At 67.7% G+C, this 19,178-nt stretch carries 18 protein-coding genes, 2 pseudogenes and 1 riboswitch; of the genes and pseudogenes, 9 read left to right on the forward strand and 11 right to left on the reverse strand.

Going from position 1 to position 19,178, the window contains the following annotated elements; genetic code table 11:
* The first annotated feature begins 22 nt into the window (after positions 1–22).
* The gene (locus N2L00_RS13680; RefSeq protein ID WP_255862507.1) at positions 23–484 is read left to right on the forward strand and encodes a pyridoxamine 5'-phosphate oxidase family protein; all 462 of its coding nucleotides are present in this window, start codon (positions 23–25) and stop codon (positions 482–484) included.
* Positions 485–563: 79 nt separating this feature from the next.
* Here N2L00_RS13680 and N2L00_RS13685 read toward each other — a convergent pair whose 3' ends face one another.
* Complete coding sequence (locus N2L00_RS13685; protein ID WP_255862506.1) at positions 564–2,189, reverse strand: DEAD/DEAH box helicase; 1,626 nt, start codon at positions 2,187–2,189, stop codon at positions 564–566.
* Between the two features lie 287 nt (positions 2,190–2,476).
* Between N2L00_RS13685 and trmB the strand changes: the two genes are divergently transcribed.
* The 4 genes from trmB to N2L00_RS13705 all read left to right on the forward strand — a co-directional run bounded on the left by trmB (position 2,477) and on the right by N2L00_RS13705 (position 5,744).
* Positions 2,477–3,343: a tRNA (guanosine(46)-N7)-methyltransferase TrmB gene (gene trmB / locus N2L00_RS13690; RefSeq protein ID WP_255862505.1), complete on the forward strand. Its 867-nt coding sequence runs from the start codon at positions 2,477–2,479 to the stop codon at positions 3,341–3,343.
* A 5-nt stretch (positions 3,344–3,348) separates the two neighbouring features.
* Positions 3,349–4,347, forward strand: coding sequence for an NYN domain-containing protein (locus N2L00_RS13695; RefSeq protein ID WP_227919205.1), 999 nt, complete (start codon positions 3,349–3,351; stop codon positions 4,345–4,347).
* On the forward strand, positions 4,344–4,994 hold the full coding sequence (locus tag N2L00_RS13700; protein ID WP_255862504.1) for a bifunctional 2-polyprenyl-6-hydroxyphenol methylase/3-demethylubiquinol 3-O-methyltransferase UbiG: 651 nt from the start codon (positions 4,344–4,346) through the stop codon (positions 4,992–4,994). The genes N2L00_RS13695 and N2L00_RS13700 overlap by 4 nt, the downstream gene beginning before the upstream one ends.
* 123 nt (positions 4,995–5,117) lie before the next feature.
* Positions 5,118–5,744: a dihydrofolate reductase family protein gene (locus N2L00_RS13705; protein ID WP_255862503.1), complete on the forward strand. Its 627-nt coding sequence runs from the start codon at positions 5,118–5,120 to the stop codon at positions 5,742–5,744.
* 22 nt (positions 5,745–5,766) lie between these two features.
* Here N2L00_RS13705 and N2L00_RS13710 read toward each other — a convergent pair whose 3' ends face one another.
* From N2L00_RS13710 to dnaK, 5 genes and pseudogenes are all read right to left on the reverse strand, one after another.
* Positions 5,767–6,501: an MOSC domain-containing protein gene (locus tag N2L00_RS13710; protein WP_255862502.1), complete on the reverse strand. Its 735-nt coding sequence runs from the start codon at positions 6,499–6,501 to the stop codon at positions 5,767–5,769.
* A gap of 151 nt (positions 6,502–6,652) precedes the next feature.
* Positions 6,653–7,051, reverse strand: a pseudogene (locus N2L00_RS13715) (heat shock protein transcriptional repressor HspR); the annotation flags it as partial.
* A gap of 69 nt (positions 7,052–7,120) precedes the next feature.
* Positions 7,121–8,116 (reverse strand): DnaJ C-terminal domain-containing protein, encoded by a 996-nt coding sequence (locus tag N2L00_RS13720; protein WP_255862501.1) that lies wholly within the window; start codon positions 8,114–8,116, stop codon positions 7,121–7,123.
* A gap of 137 nt (positions 8,117–8,253) precedes the next feature.
* The gene (locus tag N2L00_RS13725) at positions 8,254–8,898 is read right to left on the reverse strand and encodes a nucleotide exchange factor GrpE (RefSeq protein WP_255765093.1); all 645 of its coding nucleotides are present in this window, start codon (positions 8,896–8,898) and stop codon (positions 8,254–8,256) included.
* A gap of 2 nt (positions 8,899–8,900) precedes the next feature.
* Complete coding sequence (gene dnaK, locus N2L00_RS13730) at positions 8,901–10,787, reverse strand: molecular chaperone DnaK (RefSeq protein WP_255765094.1); 1,887 nt, start codon at positions 10,785–10,787, stop codon at positions 8,901–8,903.
* A 255-nt stretch (positions 10,788–11,042) separates the two neighbouring features.
* Here dnaK and N2L00_RS13735 point away from each other — a divergent pair, with 255 nt between their 5' ends.
* Positions 11,043–11,846, forward strand: coding sequence for a methyltransferase domain-containing protein (locus N2L00_RS13735; RefSeq protein WP_255862500.1), 804 nt, complete (start codon positions 11,043–11,045; stop codon positions 11,844–11,846).
* Between the two features lie 63 nt (positions 11,847–11,909).
* Positions 11,910–12,500 (forward strand): hypothetical protein, encoded by a 591-nt coding sequence (locus tag N2L00_RS13740; protein WP_255862499.1) that lies wholly within the window; start codon positions 11,910–11,912, stop codon positions 12,498–12,500.
* Between the two features lie 3 nt (positions 12,501–12,503).
* On the opposite strand, the gene cls is transcribed toward N2L00_RS13740, so the two are convergent.
* Positions 12,504–13,979 carry a cardiolipin synthase gene (gene cls / locus N2L00_RS13745; RefSeq protein WP_396124518.1) on the reverse strand — a complete coding sequence of 492 codons (1,476 nt, stop codon included), beginning with the start codon at positions 13,977–13,979 and terminating at the stop codon, positions 12,504–12,506.
* Positions 13,980–14,063: 84 nt separating this feature from the next.
* Here cls and N2L00_RS13750 point away from each other — a divergent pair, with 84 nt between their 5' ends.
* Positions 14,064–14,951 (forward strand): aminodeoxychorismate lyase, encoded by an 888-nt coding sequence (locus N2L00_RS13750; protein ID WP_255862497.1) that lies wholly within the window; start codon positions 14,064–14,066, stop codon positions 14,949–14,951.
* 20 nt (positions 14,952–14,971) lie between these two features.
* Here N2L00_RS13750 and N2L00_RS13755 read toward each other — a convergent pair whose 3' ends face one another.
* Genes N2L00_RS13755 through N2L00_RS13765 form a run of 3 tightly spaced genes read right to left on the reverse strand, consistent with a single transcriptional unit; the run spans position 14,972 to position 18,020 of the window.
* Positions 14,972–15,775 carry an energy-coupling factor transporter transmembrane protein EcfT gene (locus N2L00_RS13755; RefSeq protein ID WP_255862496.1) on the reverse strand — a complete coding sequence of 268 codons (804 nt, stop codon included), beginning with the start codon at positions 15,773–15,775 and terminating at the stop codon, positions 14,972–14,974.
* Positions 15,772–17,346, reverse strand: coding sequence for an ABC transporter ATP-binding protein (locus N2L00_RS13760; protein ID WP_255862809.1), 1,575 nt, complete (start codon positions 17,344–17,346; stop codon positions 15,772–15,774). Before N2L00_RS13760 ends, N2L00_RS13755 begins: the two co-directional genes overlap by 4 nt.
* A gap of 56 nt (positions 17,347–17,402) precedes the next feature.
* A complete protein-coding gene (locus tag N2L00_RS13765) occupies positions 17,403–18,020 on the reverse strand; it encodes an ECF transporter S component (RefSeq protein ID WP_255862495.1) in 618 nt (205 codons plus the stop codon).
* A 90-nt stretch (positions 18,021–18,110) separates the two neighbouring features.
* A riboswitch (TPP riboswitch) is annotated at positions 18,111–18,245 on the reverse strand.
* 91 nt (positions 18,246–18,336) lie between these two features.
* Between N2L00_RS13765 and N2L00_RS13770 the strand changes: the two genes are divergently transcribed.
* The gene (locus N2L00_RS13770) at positions 18,337–18,600 is read left to right on the forward strand and encodes a DUF4235 domain-containing protein (RefSeq protein ID WP_227919224.1); all 264 of its coding nucleotides are present in this window, start codon (positions 18,337–18,339) and stop codon (positions 18,598–18,600) included.
* Between the two features lie 209 nt (positions 18,601–18,809).
* Here N2L00_RS13770 and mnhG read toward each other — a convergent pair.
* Positions 18,810–19,178, reverse strand: a pseudogene (mnhG, locus tag N2L00_RS13775) (monovalent cation/H(+) antiporter subunit G); the annotation flags it as partial.

Genomic DNA, 19,178 nt, shown 5'->3' on the forward strand with positions numbered 1-19,178 from the left:
GCACCTGTCCTAGACTGGCGCCATGCCGATCAGCGACGAGAACCCCGCAGACCACCTGACTTCCAGCCAGTGCTGGACCTACGTCCGGCAAGCCAAGTTCGGCCGGCTCGCCGTGATTGTCGACGGACATCCCGACATTTTCCCCGTTAACTTCGCCGTTGACCACGGCACGGTGGTTTTCCGCACCGCGACCGGAACCAAGCTGGCCGGCGCGCTCTCGGGCAATCGGGTTGCGTTCGAAATTGACGGTTATGATGACACGCTGTCCTCCGCCTGGAGCGTGGTGCTCAAGGGCAGCGCCACCCTGCTCGAAGACTTCTCGGAGATCCTGGATTCCGAGGAACTCCCGCTCTTCCCCTGGCAGACGGGGCCGAAAAACGCGTTTGTCCGCATTGAACCGGAACTGACAACCGGCCGCCGGTTCCTTCTCTCCAATGCTGCCCGCCGCAATGTGCTGCGTGGAATGGGGCTCTACACGGAGTAGCCCGCTCGCGCGTAAAGCAGACGCCAAAAGAGGCGCCGCACCTCGTGGGTGCGGCGCCTCTTTCGGCTGTTGCTATGCCTTAGCGGGAACGGCGTTCGTTCGACGCCGGCGCGGTGGCGCGGCGGGGACCGGCGGCGCGTGCCGGACGGCCGGAAGCTGCACCGGCGCCGCGGGAGACTCCGCCTGCACGCTGGCCGCCGCCGGCACCCTCGGCGCGCTGGCCGGTTGCCGGGCGGCGGTTACGGCCGGATGCGGTCGCAGCCGATGCGCTGTTGCGGCGTCCGTCCGAAGACCGGGCCGGACGCTGCGTACGCAGGTCGTCGCCTGCTGCTGCGCGGTCGTTGCGTTCGCTGCGGTCCGGGCGTTCAGCCGAAACGCGGCCGCGTCCGCCTGTACCGCCGCGTCCGCCGGCGCGGGGAGCACCCGTGCTGCGGGCTGCGCGCTTGCGCTGGGCGTTGGCGCCGGTGGAGCGGCCGCCGCCCTGCTGCGGGGACTTGGCTGCAAGCTGCGCAGCGCGGACGTGCGGTTCCACAACGGCCGCGCGTTCGCCGACAAGCTTGGCGATGGACGGCGAATTATGGCTGACCTTCTCGATGGAAACGTCGACGCCGGCAGCCTTCATCAGCTTCGACACCTCGCTCTTCTGCTCCGGGAGGGTCAGCGTCACCACGGTTCCGCTGGATCCGGCGCGGGCCGTACGGCCTGAACGGTGGAGGTAGGCCTTGTGCTCCGTGGGCGGATCAATGTGGACCACGAGTTCAACGTCATCCACGTGGACGCCGCGGGCGGCGACGTCGGTGGCGACCAGGACGCGGACGTCGCCGGACGCGAACTCCGCCAGGTTGCGGTCACGGGCATTCTGGGACAGGTTGCCGTGCAGGTCCACCGTGGGGATTCCGTTGTCCGTGAGGAACTGGGCCATCTTGCGGGCGTGGTGCTTGGTGCGCATGAACATGATGCGGCGGCCCTGGCCACCGGCCAGTTCCTTGACCAGCAGCTTCTTGGCGGTCTGGTCCTGGACCAGCAGCACGTGGTGCTCCATGGTGGACACCGCTGCCTGCGGCTCATCGACGGAGTGCGTCAGCGGGTTGGACAGGTAACGGCGGACCAGCTTGTCCACGCCGTTGTCCAGCGTGGCGGAGAACAGCATCCGCTGGCCCTTTTCCGGAGTGCGGTCCAGCAGGCGCTGGACAACCGGCAGGAAGCCGAGGTCCGCCATGTGGTCGGCCTCGTCCAGGACGGTGATCTCGACGGACTCGAGGCTGATGACCTTCTGCTTCATCAGGTCTTCGAGGCGGCCCGGGCAGGCGATGACGATATCGACGCCGGCCTTGAGTGCCTTTTCCTGGCGCTGCTGGGACACGCCGCCGTAAATCACGGTGGTGTTCAGGCCCAGTTCCTTCGCGAGCGGCTCAATCACGTTGTTGATCTGCGTGGCCAGTTCGCGGGTCGGCGCCAGGACCAGGCCCAGCGGGCGGTTCGGGCGGCGGCGGTAGGCTGCCTCGTTCTCGGCCAGCCGGGTGACCAGCGGGAGGGAGAAGGCGAGGGTCTTGCCCGAGCCGGTGCGGCCGCGGCCCAGGACGTCGCGGCCCTTGAGGGTGTCCGGAAGGGTTTCCACCTGGATGGGGAAGGCCTCGTCAATTCCGGCGGCGGCGAGGGAGGAAACAAGTGCCTTGGGCACACCAAGGGCAGCAAAAGTGGTCATTAAAGACAGGCAACTTTCGGTAAGAGGCCCCCAACGCCGTTTGGGCCGGGGGTTCGCCGAAGAAAAGTCAGACAGTGTCTACCGCACTGAAGCGGGACAAAAGAAAGCGTTCATCGACGCAGGCTGGACTGCTTACACACACTGTTTAAACCTTGGATTTTAAGCACGGTTCAACAGTGGCAGGACCAACATCTGCCTCCAGTTTACCGCAATGCGGAAACTTTCCTAATCGGGGGCGGGGGCTGCGGTGAAATCCGGACCCGCGGCAGCCGATAGCATTAACAGTAATGACTACTGAACCAGCCCTGCCCGACGCCGCCGAAACCGGGCCGGTGGATCCCGCCGCCGGCACCGACGAGGAGCAGCATTTCCGCTCTCCGGTGTCCTTTGTCCGGCGCGGCTCGCGCCTGCAGGGCCGCCGCCAGCAGGCCTGGGACGAACTCTCCGACCGCTTCGTGGTTGATGTTCCGCGTGACGAAGCGGACACCTCGGTGCACCCCGGGTACGTGTTCGACGCCGCCGCCGAGTTCGGGCGCACCGCTCCGCTCGTCGTCGAAATCGGCTCCGGCCTGGGTGAAGCCGTTGCCCATGCCGCCGAGCAGAATCCGGACAAGGACTTCCTTGCCGTGGAGGTCTATCTTCCCGGCCTGGCGCAGACGCTGCAGCGGATCGGCCAGAAGGGCCTGACGAATATCCGCGTGGTCCAGGCAAATGCCCCGGAGGTGCTGGCCAGCATGCTCCCGGCCGGGTCCGTGGCGGAGGTTTGGGTGTTCTTCCCCGACCCCTGGCACAAGACCCGCCACCACAAGCGCCGCCTGGTCAAGGAATCCTTCGCGGAGCTGGTGGCCCGGGTGCTGGAGCCCGGCGGTACGTGGCGCCTGGCAACCGACTGGTCCGACTACGCCGTGCAGATGCGCGAGGTGCTGGATGCATCGGCGCGGTTCGAGAATCTGCACGCCGGCGAGCGTGCCGGTGAAGAAAGCCCGCTGACGCGCGTGCACCGGGAGGGCCTGGAGAACAAGGCCCCGGAAGACGACGTCGATACCCGCGGCGGCTGGGCCCCGCGCTTCGAAGGCCGTACCCTGACCAGCTTCGAGAACAAGGCCCACGAGGCCGGCCGACTGATTTTCGACCTTGCTTACCGAAGGATCTAACTGAAATGACTGAACCGAACGACGCACGCGTCGGCCTCTACATCGATTTCGACAACATTGTCATCTCGCGCTATCAGCAGTTGCATGGCCGCAACGCGTTCCAGCGCGACGGTATCCGCAATTTCGACCGGACGAACCGCGAGGCCGATCCCGAAGTTGCCGCCAAGCTCACCGCCGCCACGGTCGATTTCAACGCCATTATCGATTTCGCCGCTTCCTTCGGCACCCTCGTGGTCAACCGCGCCTATGCCGACTGGTCGGTGCCGGTGAACGCGAGTTACCAGCGCCAGCTGATGTCCCGGGCAGTGGACCTCACGCAGCTGTTCACCACCACCACGCGCGGAACCAAGAACGGGGCGGATATCCGCCTCGCCGTGGACGTCGTCGAAGACCTCTTCCGCCTGCCCGACCTGACCCATGTCATCATCGTGGCCGGCGACAGCGATTACATTGCCCTCGCGCAGAAGTCCAAGCGGCTCGGCCGCTTCGTCGTCGGCATCGGCGTCGCCGGGTCGACCAGCACGTCCCTCGCTGCGGCCTGCGATGAGTTCGAGGATTACGACTCGCTTCCCGGCATCGAAGCCGCAGCCGCCGCTCCGGCCGCGGCGGATACCGCTGCCGGGAAAACCGCGGCCCCGACGGATTCCCAGCCCGATCCCGCCCCTGCCCGCAGGCTCACTACGGTCCCCATGTTCTCGCACACGGGACAGGCCGGGTTTGAGGAGCCGGAACCCGCCGACGACGTCGACCCGGGTGTCCTCGCCACGGAACTCCTCGTACGGGCCCTGCAGATCGGCCACGCCAAGGGCGACGCCGACGAGTGGCTCAACACGGGCACGGTCAAGAACCAGATGCGCCGGATGGACCCGGCCTTCAACGAGAAGCCGCTGGGCTTCCGGTCCTTCACCGATTTCCTCTCCTCGCACGGCGACCTGGTGGAGCTGGACGACGACGGACCCCAGCGCCTTATCCGTCTTCGCCCGGAGGCTGACACCCGCCGGTGACACGCAGCGCCGAGCCCTCCGATTTCCAGCCGCGGGATCCTGCAGCCGTCGAGGAGCTGTGGGACCGGCGCTACGCCGGCAGCAGCGAACTGTGGAGCGGGCAGCCGAATGCCGTGCTGGTCAGCGAGGCCCGGGGGCTCCGGCCCGCGCGCGCCTTGGATGTGGGCTGCGGTGAGGGTGCAGACGCCCTGTGGCTGGCGGAACAGGGGTGGGACGTCACTGCACTGGACGTCTCGGGGGTAGCCCTCGCCCGGGCGGCCCGCCAAGCCGGGCTGCGTTCGGTCCGGGTGGAGTGGGTGCATGCCGGTCTGGTCGAGGCTGCCCTGCCGCCGGCGTCCTTTGACCTGGTTTCGGCGCAGTACCCCGTACTCCTGCGGACTGACGGGAACGAAGCGGAACACGCGCTGCTTCGCGCCGTCGCGCCGGGCGGGGTTCTCCTGTGGGTGCACCATCCGCCGCCCACTGCGGAGGAAGCGAAGGCCCGCGGAATTGACCTTCACGAGTACGTGGGAGTTGCCGACGTGGCCGCACTGCTCGATGACGATTGGCGGACAGAGGTCGACGAAACCCGCCCACGGCACGTTGCCAGCGGTGCGGGCGCCCACCACACCGAGGATGTTGTGCTGCGCGCACGGCGGCTGCGCTAGCCCTCCGGCTGCTTCCCGGGGGACCGCCTGCTCGCCTCCCGCTCATTGACAGGTGCAACGCGGCGTCGCGAGCATGGTGCCTGGCACGGTTACCAGTGCCGTCATCAAAACGGGGAGGGCACCATGTCCGGCCGTGTTTCCATCGATCTGTTTATGACGCTGGACGGTGTCGCCCAGGCTCCGGGCGGCCCGGAGGAAGACCTGGAGGGCGGCTTCGCCTACGGCGGCTGGCAGGCTCCCCTTCTCGACGAAACCATCGGTGCGCAGGTGGACGAGGGCATCCAGTCCATGGACGCGCTGCTGCTGGGGCGGAAGACGTACGACATCTTCGCCGCCTACTGGCCGCACCAACTGGAGGGCGAGGACTCCGGCATTGCACGCAGGTTCGATGCCGTCCCCAAATACGTGGCATCGCGGGGAACCCCGGAACTGGGCCGGTGGCGGGACTCGCACCTGCTCGACGGGGACCTGGCGACGGCGATGGCAGGCTTACGGGAGCGGCACCGGGAAATCCATGTCATCGGAAGCATCGACTTCTCGCGCACCCTCGTCGCGGGCGGCATGTTCGACTCCCTGAACCTGTGGGTGAATCCGGTGGTCGTCGGCCCCGGGAAACGCCTGTTCCCTCCGGACGGCCCGCCCGCGGAACTGAGACTGCTCGGGGCGCCGGAGGCTTCGGAAAAGGGAGCTGTCCTCCTGCGCTACGGCTGGGCGGGACCGACCCCCGGAACCGGACTCGTCGGGTCCTGACCAGAGCGGCGGCACCTAGCCGTTACGCGGTTCGGTTGCGGCGAAGGGTGACGACGTCTCCGACCCGCAGCTTCCCGGTCTGCACGGCATGCGCCTGGAGCCCGAATTCCGCGGAGTGGTGCGCGCCGAGGAGCTTCAACGCCTTGCGCTCCGCCGGGACACCGGCCTGCGCCTGGTCGATCATCACGCAGCGCGGCATCCCCTCCCCCAGACGCAAAATGACCTCGCCGCCGAGAACCAGTTCGGCGCCGACCCAGCCGTCCTCGCAGAACGCCGGCCGGGAACCGGTGTCGATGACGATATTGGCACGGAAGCGGCGCTCATCCACCGCACCGGCCAGGCCCTCGAGTGCGGCAAGTGAGGATGTGGTCACCAGGTGCAGGGGTGTCTCGTCATGGTGCCTGACGGCGGTTTCGGGCCGCAGGGTCAGTTCCCGGCCGAAGGCCGCGCTCAGCGCCCGGGAGGCGCCCGGATCATCGACTCGATATTGACGGCCCTCGGGGCTCAGCAGCAACGGCGCAGTTTCACTGTCCTCGATCCTGGAGGACCACTGCATTAACCCGGGCACGGGGCGGAAGCGCCGGGTCCGTTTGCCGCTGGCGATGCCGCCGTCGTCGGTGTAAACCGCCCACCGGCGGTCATGCTGCAATCCCCGGTCGGTCACGGTGGAGGCGCGCAGCGCCTGGCCCGCGGTCGACTTGACCGGATAGCGGTACAACGCCTGGACGCTACCTACGGGGGTTTCCTCATATGGCATCCCGGCATTGTGTCATAAAGGCCCTGCAGGCCGGCGCTTAGAGCGACTGGATGTAGCCGTCGTCGGCGTAGTTCCGTTCGGCGGACTTGCCGGCGGGAAGCGCGCGCAGCCGGCTCCGGCGTTCCATCAGCGAGACCAGGCCCAGCTGCTGCACGGCGGTGGCGGCGGCCGGCGGGCGCTGCCCGCGGCTGAGGGTGACGACGTCGCCGGCGAGCCCGGCAGCGAAGACGCGGCTGCGGTCGGGGGCGCGCCGCTGGGCCTCGTCCAGTTCGGTGGAGAGTTCCACGATCCGCTGGCGCAGGCCGGTGACTTGGTTCTGCAGCTCCATGATCCGCTTGATGCCTTCGAGGGAGACCCCCTCCTGGGAGAGCTTCTGGACCTCGCGCAGCAGTTCGATGTCGCGCTGGGAGTAACGGCGGGACCGCCCCGGAGCCCGGCTGGGACGGACAATCCCGAGCCGGTCGTATTGCCGGAGGGTCTGCGGATGCATCTCCGCGAGCTCAGCGGCAACGGAGATCACGAAGATAGGCGCATTGACGTCTATGCCCATTGTTCCTCCTTCACTGCTGTTGAAATGGTAACGCGGGAAGTTCACCCTCCGGGGAGCGGAGCGCCGGAATTACAACCGTGCTTTTGCTGCCAATCCGGCCCTGGGGTCCTCGCCCTTGGTCGCGTCGGCGAATGCCTCGACGGCTTCCCGGGCGTCCTTGTTCAGGTGGGTGGGAACGGCGACGTCGATAGTCACCAACAGGTCCCCGTTGCCCTTGGAGGTGTGCACGCCGCGGCCCTTGACCCGCAGGGTGCGTCCCGACGGTGTTCCGGCGGGTACCTTGAGCCGGACGGTGTCGGAGGTGAGGGTGGGCACCTCGATGGTCGCACCGAGGGCGGCCTCGGGGAACGAGACCGGAACGTGGATCCGGATGTTGTTGCCCTCGCGGGTGAAGAAATCGTGCGGCGTGACGTGGACGGTGACCATCAGGTCCCCCGCGCCTGCGGCGCCGGGCTGGCCCTTGCCGCGCACCCGGATCTTCTGGCCGTCCTTGACGCCGGCCGGCACCCGGACCTCCACCACTTCGCCGCTGGGTTCGCGCAGGCCGATCACGGTTCCGTTAATGGACCCGGCGAAGGAAATGGTGGTGCTGGCCGTGCGGTCGGCACCCTTGGTGGGCGGCGGGGCGCCGAAACCGCCGCCGCCGAAGCCGCCGCCGCCGAAAAGGTCGGCGAATTCGGGCGGGATGTTGCTGCCGCCCGCGTTGAAGGTGGTCCGCCGGCCGCCGCCGCGTGCGGTCTGGCCGAACAGGTCACCGAAGATGTCCTCGAAGCCGGCTCCGCCGGCACCGCCGCCGCCCTGGGGGCCGCCGGCAGTAAACCGGGCGCCGCTGCCCATGGCACGGATGGCGTCATACTGCTGGCGTTCCTCGGCGTCGGACAGGACCGAATACGCCTCGGAGAGGTCCTTGAACATCCGCTCGGAGTTGGCGTCGCCCTGGTTCTGATCGGGATGGTACTTCCGCGCCAGTTTGCGGTACGCCTTCTTGATGTCGGCGTCGGACGCATCCTTGGGAACACCCAGAATCTTGTAAAAGTCCTTATCGACCCAATCCTGACTAGCCAATTGGTGTCCCTTCCTCATTTGCGAATCCCGCTGCATTGCCGCGAAAACACGGCTGCCGGGCCTGCTGCCCCTGCTGCGGGACCTGCCGATGGAAAAATGTCCGGGGCCGCTTTACGGCGGCCCCGGACACGGTGCAACTACTGTTCCGGAACCGAAACAATCACCTGCGCGGCTCGCAGGACCCGGTCGCCGGACTTGTAGCCGGCCCTCAGGATCTGCGTCACCGTATCGAACGTTACGTCCGCGCTCTGCTGCTGGATGAGTGCCTCGTGGATGTTCGGATCGAACTCCACCCCGGTCTCATCGATGCGGCTGAGTCCGTACGTCTTCAGCGAGTTTTCCAGCTTGGTAGCGATCGCGGCGAAGGGGCCCTCCGCCAGGTCGCCGTGCTGGCGCGCGGCGTCAATGTCGTCCAGGACGGGCATCAGGGAGTTCAGCACTCCAATGACAGCCATGTCCCGGGCGACGTCGCGGTCGCGTTCCACCCGCTTGCGGTAGTTCACGTACTCGGCCTGCAGGCGCAGCAGGTCGTTGCGCAGTTCAGCGGCTTCCGGTGAACCGGACGCGGCAGGCTGGGCCGGTACGTCGGCGTTGTTCAGGATCTGCTCCGCCTGGGAGAGTGCATCTCCGTCGGCCCCGGCGGCCGGGGCGGAAGCCGAAGCTTCCTCCCCTGCCGCGCCACCGTTGGCGGAATCCGCAGTCTCGCCCGAGCCGGGCGTTTCCTGGCCCTTTACGGGCTCTTCACCTTCGGGAGTGTTCCCGTGCTCGTTTTCCGCCGGCATGATTACTTCTTTTCTTCGTCGTCGACAACTTCGGCGTCAACGATGTCTTCGTCACCGGCAGCACTGCCTGCGGCAGAGCCGTCACCGGACGGAGCACCGTCAGCGGCACCGGGGGTGCTGTCAGCACCGGCGGCGGAGGCCTGGGCGTAGATAGCTTCGCCCAGCTTGGTCTGGGAAGCCTGCAGCTTCTCAAACGCAGTCTTGACCTCGTCGTCGTTGTCCGTGCCTTCGAGCGCCTTCTTCAGCGCGTCGACGTCGCCCTTGACCTCGGTCTTGACGTCTTCGGGCAGCTTGTCGTCATTGTCGGCGAGGAGCTTGTCCACCGAGTAGGCGAGCTGCTCGGCCGAGTTGCGGATGTCGGCGGCCTCGCGGCGCTTCTTGTCCTCCGCGGCGTGCTCTTCGGCCTCGCGGACCATCCGGTCGATGTCTTCCTTGTTGAGGGAGGACCCGCCGGTGATGGTCATGGACTGCTCGGCGCCGGTGCCCTTGTCCTTGGCGGACACGTGCACAATGCCGTTGGCGTCGATGTCGAAGGTGACCTCGATCTGCGGAACGCCGCGCGGAGCCGGCGCAATGCCGGTCAGCTCGAACGTACCCAGCGGCTTGTTGTCGCGGGTGAACTCGCGTTCGCCCTGGAAGACCTGGATGGCCACGGACGGCTGGTTGTCATCCGCGGTGGTGAAGGTCTCGCTGCGCTTGGTGGGGATGGCCGTGTTGCGCTCGATCAGCTTGGTCATCACACCGCCCTTGGTTTCGATGCCCAGGGACAGCGGCGTGACGTCGATGAGGAGGACGTCCTTGCGCTCACCCTTCAGCACGCCGGCCTGCAGGGCAGCGCCCACGGCCACAACCTCGTCCGGGTTCACGCCCTTGTTGGGCTCCTGGCCGCCGGCCAGTTCCTTCACCAGTTCGGAGACGGCGGGCATACGGGTGGAACCGCCCACGAGGATGATGTGGTCGATGTCCGAAACCTTGATGCCGGCTTCGCTGATGACGTCGTTGAACGGCTTCTTGGTGCGGTCCAGCAGGTCCTTGGTCAGGTCCTGGAACTTGGCACGCGACAGGTGCTCGTCCAGGTGGACCGGGCCTTCGGGGGTGACCGAGAGGTACTGCAGGGAGATGTTGGTGGAGGTAGCCGAGGAGAGTTCCTTCTTGGCCTGCTCCGCTGCTTCCTTCAGGCGCTGCAGGGCGATCTTGTCCTTGGACAGATCAGCACCCTTGGCCTTGGCCTGGCTCAGCAGGTAATCGACAATCCGCTGGTCCCAGTCGTCGCCGCCGAGGCGGTTGTCGCCGGCCGTGGCACGGACCTGGATGGTGGAGAACTCGTCTTCGTCCTTGCCGACTTCCAGCAGGGAAACGTCGAAGGTGCCGCCGCCGAGGTCGAAGACCAGGATGAGTTCGTCTTCCTTGCCCTTGTCCAGGCCGTAGGCCAGGGCAGCCGCGGTGGGCTCGTTGACGATGCGCAGCACGTTCAGGCCGGCAATCTCGCCGGCTTCCTTGGTGGCCTGGCGCTCGGCGTCGTTGAAGTAGGCGGGAACGGTGACCACGGCGTCCGTGACCTTCTCGCCGAGGTACGCCTCGGCGTCGTTCTTCAGCTTCATCAGGATGCGGGCGGAGATCTCCTGGGCGGTGTACTTCTTGCCGTCCACGTCTACGTTCCAGTCGGTGCCCATGTGGCGCTTGACGGAAGCGATGGTGCGGTCAATGTTGTTGACTGCCTGGCGCTTGGCGATCTCGCCGACCAGGACTTCGCCGGACTTGGCGAAGGCTACGACGGACGGAGTGGTGCGGCCGCCTTCGGCGTTGGCGATAACCGTGGGCTCGCCGCCTTCCAGGACCGAGACAACCGAGTTGGTAGTACCGAGGTCAATACCTACTGCACGTGACATATTTGCTTCCTCTTTCCTTGGAGAAACCCGCATCTCGTGACGGCTCCGCCCGGACCACACCTGTAGTCGAATCTGCCAGGTAGGGTCCGCGGATCGCCACGTAGAGCAATTGAGCGTTCTGCACTCAACTTTACTCAGCAGTACTTCTTTGTCAACAAACTTGAGCGTCTCAGGCTCAACTTTGCGCCCGGAGGTTGCGGAACACGGCAGCGGGACCTTCCCCTTCTCCGGCGGGCCGGGCGGTAGGGTCCTGCCATGGCTTCCGAAACCTATTCCCACGGCCATCACCGCAGCGTGGTGGACGCCCATGCCCTCCGCACGGCACGGGACTGCGCCGCGTATCTGCTGCCGGAGCTGCAGCCGGGAGTGAGCATTCTCGACGTCGGCTGCGGCCCGGGCAGCATCACCGCCGACTTCGCCGCGCTTGCGGCTCCGGGCCCGGTGGTGGGCCTGGACTCCTCCGAAGACGTCCTTGTCCAGGCCCGGGCACGGGCGGCCGGACGCGGACTGGCCAACGCCTCCTTTATTGCCGGGAACGTCTATGACCTGGATTTTCCGGACGAAACGTTCGACGTTGTCCATGCCCACCAGGTGCTCCAGCACCTGATGGACCCGGTGGCCGCACTTCGGGAAATGCGCCGGGTCGCCAAACCGGGCGGACTGGTGGCGGTGCGCGACGCCGATTTCTCCGGCATGATCTGGCATCCGCCCACGCCCGCGCTGGCGGAGTGGATGCGGATCTACCAGGAGATTGCCCGCGGCAACTCCGCTGAGCCCGATGCCGGCCGGCACCTGCTGGCCTGGGCGCTGGAGGCCGGCTTCACCGACGTCACACCCTCATCCTCCAACTGGCTCTACGCAACACCGGAAGAGCGGCGCGGGCACGCGGACTCCTGGTCCGAACGCGTACTGCACTCCGCCTTCGCGGAGCAGGCGCAGGAACGCGGACTGGCGGACAGCCACCTGCTGGCGCAGCTTGCCGCCGGCTGGCAGGAGTGGGCCGGTGCCCCGGACGGCTGGTTCCTAATTCCCTGCGGGGAACTGCTCCTCAGGGCCTGACCGTTTCTGGCTAGGGTTAAGGAATGTCCGCCATCATGACCGTGTGCACCGGGAACTCCCCCGATGCCGGTTAGCCCCGCCGCACCCCTGCTCATTGCGGTGGACGGCTTCTCCGGCGCCGGAAAAACCACCCTGGCCGCCGGGATTGCCGCTGCCCTGTCCCGCTCCGGTTCCGTGCGGGTGTTCCATCTGGAGGATGTCTACCCCGGCTGGGACGGGCTGGAAGCGGGAATGACCTACTACCGCGAGCACATCCTGCGCCCGCTCGCCCAGGGACGGGCGGCCCGCTGGCAGTCGTGGGACTGGGCCGCCGGACGCTGCGGCGGCTGGCAGAGAACCGAACCGGCCGACGCCGTGGTCTTCGAAGGCGTCGGCGCCGCCCACCGCGCTGCCCGGCAGCTGCTGGACACCACGATCTGGGTGGCGGGTGAGGAAAGCGTCCGCCGCCGGGTCGCGCTGGAGCGCGACGGCGGAACCTATGCTCCGCACTGGGAACGGTGGGCGGCGCAGGAACGGCGCTGGGCGGCCGACGACGACGCCGCCTCCGCCGCGGATCTCACCGTACGGCTCGTGGGTCCGCAGGGGAACGCCGCGGCAGCGCTGGGGACCGTCCTGTCCCGGCTGCAGCCGGAACCGCGGAACATTCCCGGCTAGGGACTACTGCAGGGTCGCCGTCAGCCTGGCCACGTTGTCGATGTACCGCTGCCACAGCGGCCGGCCCACCCAGTTGTCCAGGATGAGCTCCTTGGACAGTGCGCGGTAGGTGTCCTCGATGCGGCGCATCTGCTCGACGATGGTGCCGTCGAACATCATCACGGAGACCTCGAGGTTCAGCGAGAAGGAGCGCATGTCCATGTTGCTGGACCCCAGCACCGCCACCTCATTGTCGATGGTGAAGTGCTTCGCATGCAGTACCAGCGGTTTGGGGTACTGGTAAATCCGCACCCCCGCCCGCAGCAGCGCCTCGTAATAGGAGCGCTGCGCGTGGTCCACGAGGAACTGGTCGCCTTTCTCGGAGACGAACAGCTCCACTTCCACGCCTCGCTGCGCCGCCGTCGTCACTGCGTAAAGCAGCGTGTCATCGGGGACGAAGTACGGGCTGGTAATGGAAATGCGGTCGCTCGCCGAATAAATGAGGGACGCGAAGAGGCGCAGGTTGTTTTCGGTGCTGAAACCGGGACCGCTGGGCACCACCTGGCACGTGACGCCGCCCGGATTGGACGACGATTCGTACAGGCTCAGTTCCCGTTCCAGGTTTTCGTCGGTCTCGGCGTTCCAGTCCGTGGCGAAGACGACGTTGAGTTCATCCACCACCGGCCCTTCCATCCGGGCCATCAGTTCGACCCATTTGCGTCCGGACCGGCGGTTGCGGCGTTTGTTGTAGGCCGGTTCCACCAGGTTCTGGGAGCCGGTGAAGCCCACATCCCCGTCCACCACCAGGATCTTGCGGTGGTTGCGCAGATCCGGCCGGCGCCAGCGCCCGCGGAAGGGATTGACCGGCAGCATCCGCCGCCACTGGATGTCACTGCCGCGCAGTTCGCGCAGCAGCTTCCGGTAACCGGGGATGCGGAGGGTGCCGATGTGGTCAAACAGGAGCCGGACGGTGACGCCGCGGGCGGCAGCGTCATTCAGTGCCCGGAAAAAGTCGCGGGTGACGGCGTCGTACCCCATGATGTAGAACTCCACATGGACGTACCGCGTAGCCTTCCCCACGGCCTCGGTCATTTCGAAAACGGACTCGTGGTAGTCACGTTGCAGGTCCACCTTGTTGCCGTCCAGGGTGGGGAAGGATCCCAGCCGGCGGTTGAGTTCCGCCGCATTCAGCACCCACTCGGGGCCGTCGTAATTGGTGCCCTCGGTTTCCAGTTCCTTGGTGTTTTCACGGACCAGGCGGCTGATTTCGGCCTGCCGTTTCACCCGGTGCTCGGACAGCCGGTGGTTGCCGAAGAAGGAAAAAAGGATGATCCCGGGAATCGGCAGGAAGAAGATGCACAACAGCCAGGCCATGGCGGTGGTGGGACGGCGGTTGCCGGGTACAACGCCCAGGGCAATGATCCGGATCGCATAATCCACCGTGGTCAGGACGACGGCTGTCCACCCGGACACGTCAAAACCCGACACAGACCACCACACACCCTGCTCCTCCCCGACGCCGCCTTCCAGACAGCCTATCGGTCCGGCCGGGCTGGTCGGGCCCGCCGCGGCTAGGCTGGGCCCATGACTGTTCTGGTTTTCCTGGATTCCGCCTTTCCCGACGGACGCCCGGCCGACGCCGGAGTCCCCCAGCTGATGATCAATGACCTGGGCGTGACCCGCGGAGACGGGATCTTCGAATCGCTGCTGGCCGTGGATTCCGTGCCCCGCAAGCCGGATGCCCATCTGGACCGGCTGGCGTCCTCCGCGCGGCTGCTGGAACTGGAGATTCCCCCGCGCGGCGCCTGGGAACGGGCCATTGCCACCGCGCTCGCCCTGCACGCGCAGGCGCAAACCGCCGGCACCGGGTCCCCTGCCCGCGCGGCGGTGAAGCTTGTGGTGACCCGCGGCGTCGAGGGCGCCGGCACGCCCACGGCGTGGGTGCAGGTCACCCCTGCCGCCGATGCCTCACGGCAGCGTACGGAGGGCATCAAGGTCCTGCTCCTGGACCGCGGTTATGACAGCCTGGCGGCCGCCCGGGCTCCGTGGCTGCTGCTCGGCGCCAAGACACTCTCCTACGCCGTGAACATGGCGGCCCTGCGCCACGTCCGCGCGAACGGCGCCGATGACGCAATCTTCACCTCCTCCGACGGCAAGGTCCTCGAAGGGCCCACGTCCACCGTGGTGCTGGCCCGCGAACGCAACGGCGTGCGCACCCTGCTCACTCCGGAGCGCAGGAGCGGCATCCTGGCCGGAACCACGCAGGATGCCCTCTTCCGTGCGGCCGAAGCCGCCGGCTGGGAACTGGGATACGGGCCGCTGGTGCCCGAAGACCTGTTCGCGGCCGACGGCGTCTGGCTGGCGTCCAGCATCCGGCTGCTGGTGCCGGTGCGCTCCATCGACGGCAGGGAACTGCCCTTCTCCGAGGTCCTGAACGCCGAACTCACCAAGCTGGCGGACGCGGCCCTCTGAGCCGGCCGGGCCGGGAGGCCTCAGGTCAGGATGAAGTTGAACGTGCCGGCCGCCACCGCGCCTGCCACGGCAGCGGCGGACACGGCCGCCCCCACCGCGAACACGGCGGCGTCCACCCCGCTGAAGGTCGACGTTCGAGCCCAGGTCCGTTCCGCGGCGCCGAAGCCGCGCGCTTCCATTGCCGTCGCAAGGCGGGTGGCCCGGCGGATCGCCTGCACCAGCAGCGCGAGGGACTGCCCCGCGAACCCCCGCAGCCGGGCCGCTCCCCCGGCATCCGGTCCCGCACCGCGGGCGTGCCGGGCCAGTCCGATGGTGCGCCATTCCTCCACCAGCAGCCCCACCAGACGCATGGCCGCCAACGCGCCCAGGACAAAGCGGTGCGGCAGCCCCAGTTTCTGGGCCAGGGCGTCGGCCAGGTCCGTGGGATCAGTGGTGGCCAGCAGGTAGATTCCCGGCAGGGCTATCGCCAGGCCGCGCAGCCCGATGGCGATGCCCGCGGCTACGGAGCCGGAGGTGAACACCAGCGGCCCGGCCTCGAGCAGCACCGTCCCGGTCTTTTCCGCCAGCAGCGCCGTGCCCCACGCACCGATCAGCGCCGCGGCCAGCAGCGGCCAGATCCGCCGGACCAGCGTTCCGATCCGGATGTGCAGCAGCGGCAGCAGGGCCAGTTCGGCGGTGAGGACGACGGCGGCACTCACCCAGTCCACCGTCACTAGTACTGCCAGGGTCAGCAGCACAGCCGCGGCAAGCTTGGAGAGCGGGTTGGCGCGGGCCAGGAACGTGCCGGCGGGGCGGGCCGGAGCCGCGGCAGCTGCAGCGCTCATCGCCGCACCCGGACGTCGCTTGCCGTTCCGGCGTCACGGGCCGTTCCGGCGTCGTCGGCAGGAACAACAGGGGTGAGCACCCCGTCCGCCGCCCGGAGGTTCCGGGAGGCCAGCGCCTCGATGAACTCGGCGTCATGCGTCACGGAAACCACGCAGCGCCCTTCCGACAACTGGCCGCGCAGCAGGGCCACCAGTTCTGCCCAGGTGCGGGCGTCCTGTCCGAAGGTCGGCTCATCCAGCAGCAGGATGGACGGCTCAGTGGCAAGCATGGTTGCCACTGACAGGCGGCGTTTCTCCCCGCCCGAAAGCGTGAACGGGTTGGCCTCGAGCAGTTTGTCCAGCCGGAGCCGTTCCGCCAGGTGGTGCACCCGTGCCAGCACCTGCGCGTCCGTCTCCCGGCCCAGCCGACGCGGCCCGAAGGCCAGTTCGTCCAGCACGGTGTTGGCCAGGAACTGGTGCTCGGGCTCCTGGAAGACGGTGCCGATGCGGTCCACCAGCTGCGCGGAGGTCCAGCGGCCGGGTTCCGGGCGGGCTGCGCCGGCCAGGGCCGGGGCCGCGGTGAGGGTTCCTTCCCTTGGCCGGAGCAGGCCGCCGAGAGTCAGGGCAAGCGTGGATTTGCCTGCACCGTTCGGTCCGGTGATCCCGACGGCGGTGCCGGCGTCCAGGCTCAGGTCCGCTCCGGTGAGCACGGCGGGACCGCGGAGTGAACGCGCAACGGCCAGCCCGCGGGCCTCCAGCAGCCGGGGACCGGCCGCAGCCGGCGCCCAGGGTCCGCCAGGAATTTCCGGCCTGGTACCGGGCAGCCAGACACCGGACTCCGCCAGGGTGCTGCGGTGCGCGGGATTGCCCAGTACCTGTTCCGGGGAACCGTCCGCCAGCACGCCGCCGCCGGCGGCGAGGACAATAACGCGGTCCACAACGCCGGCCCAGACATCCACCCGGTGCTCCACCACGATGAGCGTGGCACCGGTGCGGTCCAACACCCGGGTCACGGCGTCGCGGATTTCCACCACGCCGTCCGGGTCCAGGTTGGCCGTCGGCTCATCGAGCAGCAGCAGGCCCGGTTCCATGGCCATCACTGACGCGAGGGCCAGGCGTTGCTTCTGTCCGCCGGAGAGCGCGGCGGTGGAGCGGTCCAGCGGAACCTCCAGTCCGACGTCGGCCAGTGCCGCATGCACCCGCGGCCAGATTTCCGCCGCCGGAACGGCCAGGTTTTCCGCGCCGAAGGCCACTTCGTCTCCGACCCGGGACAGGACGGTCTGGGAGTCGGGGTCCTGCAGGACCAGCCCGGTCCGTCCGCGGGCGTTCGCGGGATGGACGCCGTCGAGCGTCAGGACCCCCTGTTCCTCCCCGCCGGTATCCGGGCCGAGGACACCGGCAAGAGCGTGCAGGAACGTGGATTTTCCGGCGCCGGAAGCGCCCAGCAGCAGCACCCGCTCACCCGGGGAAATCACCAGGTCCAGGCCTGACACCGCCGAGCCGGTCCGTCCCCCGTGCTGCCAGCCCCAGCCGCGGGCTGCGACGGCGGCCGGGCGGGGCCGGCGTCGGGAGCCCGGGGCGGCGTCCCGCAACGGAATGGAAGCCGCTGCAGGCGGGCGTCTCCCGCCCTTCTTCCCGAACAGCACCGTTACGCCGTTCCCGTCCGACCCGATGCGAAGGGTGCAAGGGCACCCGTCCGTGCCAGCGCGCGGACCGCCAGCCAGGACAGCCCGCCGGCAATGACCGCTCCCGAGACGCAGGTGAGCAGCGCGTACAGCAGCTGCCACTGTGCAGCCCATTCCACGTTGTACAGGACGTTTTCGCTCAGGCCGAGGAACAGGCCGGACCCCAGCCCGGCCAGCAGTGCCACGGGAAGGGAGAACCGCCGGTACAGGAACAGCAGGAACACCAGCTCGGCGCCCAGGCCCTGCAGGAAGCCCGAAAGCAGCACGGAGAGGCCGAACTGCGTGCCCAGCACGCCTGACACGGCGGATGCCAGCATCTCGCAGTAGATCGCCGCGCCGGGTTTACGGATGATGAGCCCGCCCAACACCCCGGCAATCAGCCAGCCGCCGGTGTAAAGCCCGGCGAGCGGCGGAAACGCCGCGGTGAGTACGCTGATCCCGGCGTAGCCCAGGGACCAGGCCCAGAAAATCACGCCCACGGCCACCGCGAGCACGGAGGCAACAACAATGTCCACCACCCGCCAGGAACGCCTTGGGGCTGCGGGCCGGGTGCGGTCGGGTGCTGCGGATTGGTCTTTCATGAATATCCTCCTGAGGTCAGGAGGGGAGGGTGATGCTGCACCGGTAAACCGGCGCGCTTCCCCGCGGGCCGTTGCCGGCCAACGGGGAATTTCCCTGAGTTCTCGACTCCCTTCGCCGGTACTAACCGGATCAGGTTCGAGGGTCTGCGGATATCCGCACTCTCAGCGCCTTGTCCTTCGCGGTCCGAAGACCTGCTGCGGGACGGCGCTCCCCTGTCGTATGTTTGCGGTTCCACTCTACACACGTGTTCCTGATCCGGCGACGGGCAAACAGGTACCGTAGGGTTAGGAAAAACGCCCGAAGCTAGGAGTATTCATGAACCTGATCCTCAAACTGCTCGGAACCGGAGCGAGCATCCTCTCCGGAATCGTCGCCGCCAAGGTGCTGGACTTCGCCTGGACCAAGGCCACCGGCAACGAGCCGCCGAAGGATGCCGAGGGCAGCCTGGAAAACAGCCTCCGTTCCGCCGTGGCGTTCGCCGTGGTTTCGGGTGCCGTCAGCCAGGTCATCCGCGTGCTGACCAACCGCGGCACGCAGCGGGCCATCCAGCGCTACCAGAAGACGCCGGAAATCGTCTAAGCCTTCGATTATCGAAGCCTCCGCCTTTGGCGGAGGAGCCGCGCTCAGCCCTCGGGGTTTTTCCCCGGGCGCTGGGCGTCGCTGTTTAACGCCCCGCCTGCGCCGGTTCCCCGGGCGCGCAGCATCTCGTCGTCGTCGAGCTCCCCGGTGTAGCTGTGCCCCGGATCGTCGTCCACGCGGGGATCGTCATCCTCGTCTTCGAGCACTTCCTCTTCCGCTTCCCGGAGCAGTCGCTGGGCACGCTCGACGACGTCGTCCAGTTCGTCGATGACCAGCAGTTCGGGCCGCAGGTGCTTGGTCCGGTAACCGGCGCGGCCAACCATGTGGGCCGAGACCGGTGCGGTCAGGAGCATAAAGATCCAGGCCACGAACAGGATCGGCAGCAGCTTCCAGCTGCGGAATTCCACGGCCATGGCCAGCAGGAACAGCAGGAGCCCCAGCACCTGGGGTTTGGTGGCTGCGTGCATACGGCTGAGCAGGTCGGGGAATCGGATCAGGCCGATGGCGGCGGCCAGGGACATCAGGGCGCCGCCGAGCATCAGCACGGCTGTGATCACGTCATAGACGGTCTCCTCCAT

The sequence above is a fragment of the Arthrobacter sp. zg-Y1171 genome, from assembly GCF_025244845.1.
Taxonomy (GTDB): Bacteria; Actinomycetota; Actinomycetes; order Actinomycetales; family Micrococcaceae; genus Arthrobacter_B.

Bases quoted from the DNA above. Each gene is read 5' to 3' on its own strand.
- N2L00_RS13770 (WP_227919224.1), top strand. From the start codon at position 18,337: ATGAACCTGATCCTCAAACTGCTCGGAACCGGAGCGAGCATCCTCTCC.
- dnaK (WP_255765094.1), bottom strand. From the start codon at position 10,787: ATGTCACGTGCAGTAGGTATTGACCTCGGTACTACCAACTCGGTTGTC.
- N2L00_RS13735 (WP_255862500.1), top strand. From the start codon at position 11,043: ATGGCTTCCGAAACCTATTCCCACGGCCATCACCGCAGCGTGGTGGAC.
- N2L00_RS13710 (WP_255862502.1), bottom strand. From the start codon at position 6,501: ATGCCATATGAGGAAACCCCCGTAGGTAGCGTCCAGGCGTTGTACCGC.
- N2L00_RS13765 (WP_255862495.1), bottom strand. From the start codon at position 18,020: ATGAAAGACCAATCCGCAGCACCCGACCGCACCCGGCCCGCAGCCCCA.
- N2L00_RS13680 (WP_255862507.1), top strand. From the start codon at position 23: ATGCCGATCAGCGACGAGAACCCCGCAGACCACCTGACTTCCAGCCAG.
- N2L00_RS13740 (WP_255862499.1), top strand. From the start codon at position 11,910: ATGCCGGTTAGCCCCGCCGCACCCCTGCTCATTGCGGTGGACGGCTTC.
- N2L00_RS13695 (WP_227919205.1), top strand. From the start codon at position 3,349: ATGACTGAACCGAACGACGCACGCGTCGGCCTCTACATCGATTTCGAC.
- N2L00_RS13750 (WP_255862497.1), top strand. From the start codon at position 14,064: ATGACTGTTCTGGTTTTCCTGGATTCCGCCTTTCCCGACGGACGCCCG.
- N2L00_RS13725 (WP_255765093.1), bottom strand. From the start codon at position 8,898: ATGCCGGCGGAAAACGAGCACGGGAACACTCCCGAAGGTGAAGAGCCC.
- N2L00_RS13705 (WP_255862503.1), top strand. From the start codon at position 5,118: ATGTCCGGCCGTGTTTCCATCGATCTGTTTATGACGCTGGACGGTGTC.
- N2L00_RS13685 (WP_255862506.1), bottom strand. From the start codon at position 2,189: ATGACCACTTTTGCTGCCCTTGGTGTGCCCAAGGCACTTGTTTCCTCC.
- N2L00_RS13755 (WP_255862496.1), bottom strand. From the start codon at position 15,775: ATGAGCGCTGCAGCTGCCGCGGCTCCGGCCCGCCCCGCCGGCACGTTC.
- trmB (WP_255862505.1), top strand. From the start codon at position 2,477: ATGACTACTGAACCAGCCCTGCCCGACGCCGCCGAAACCGGGCCGGTG.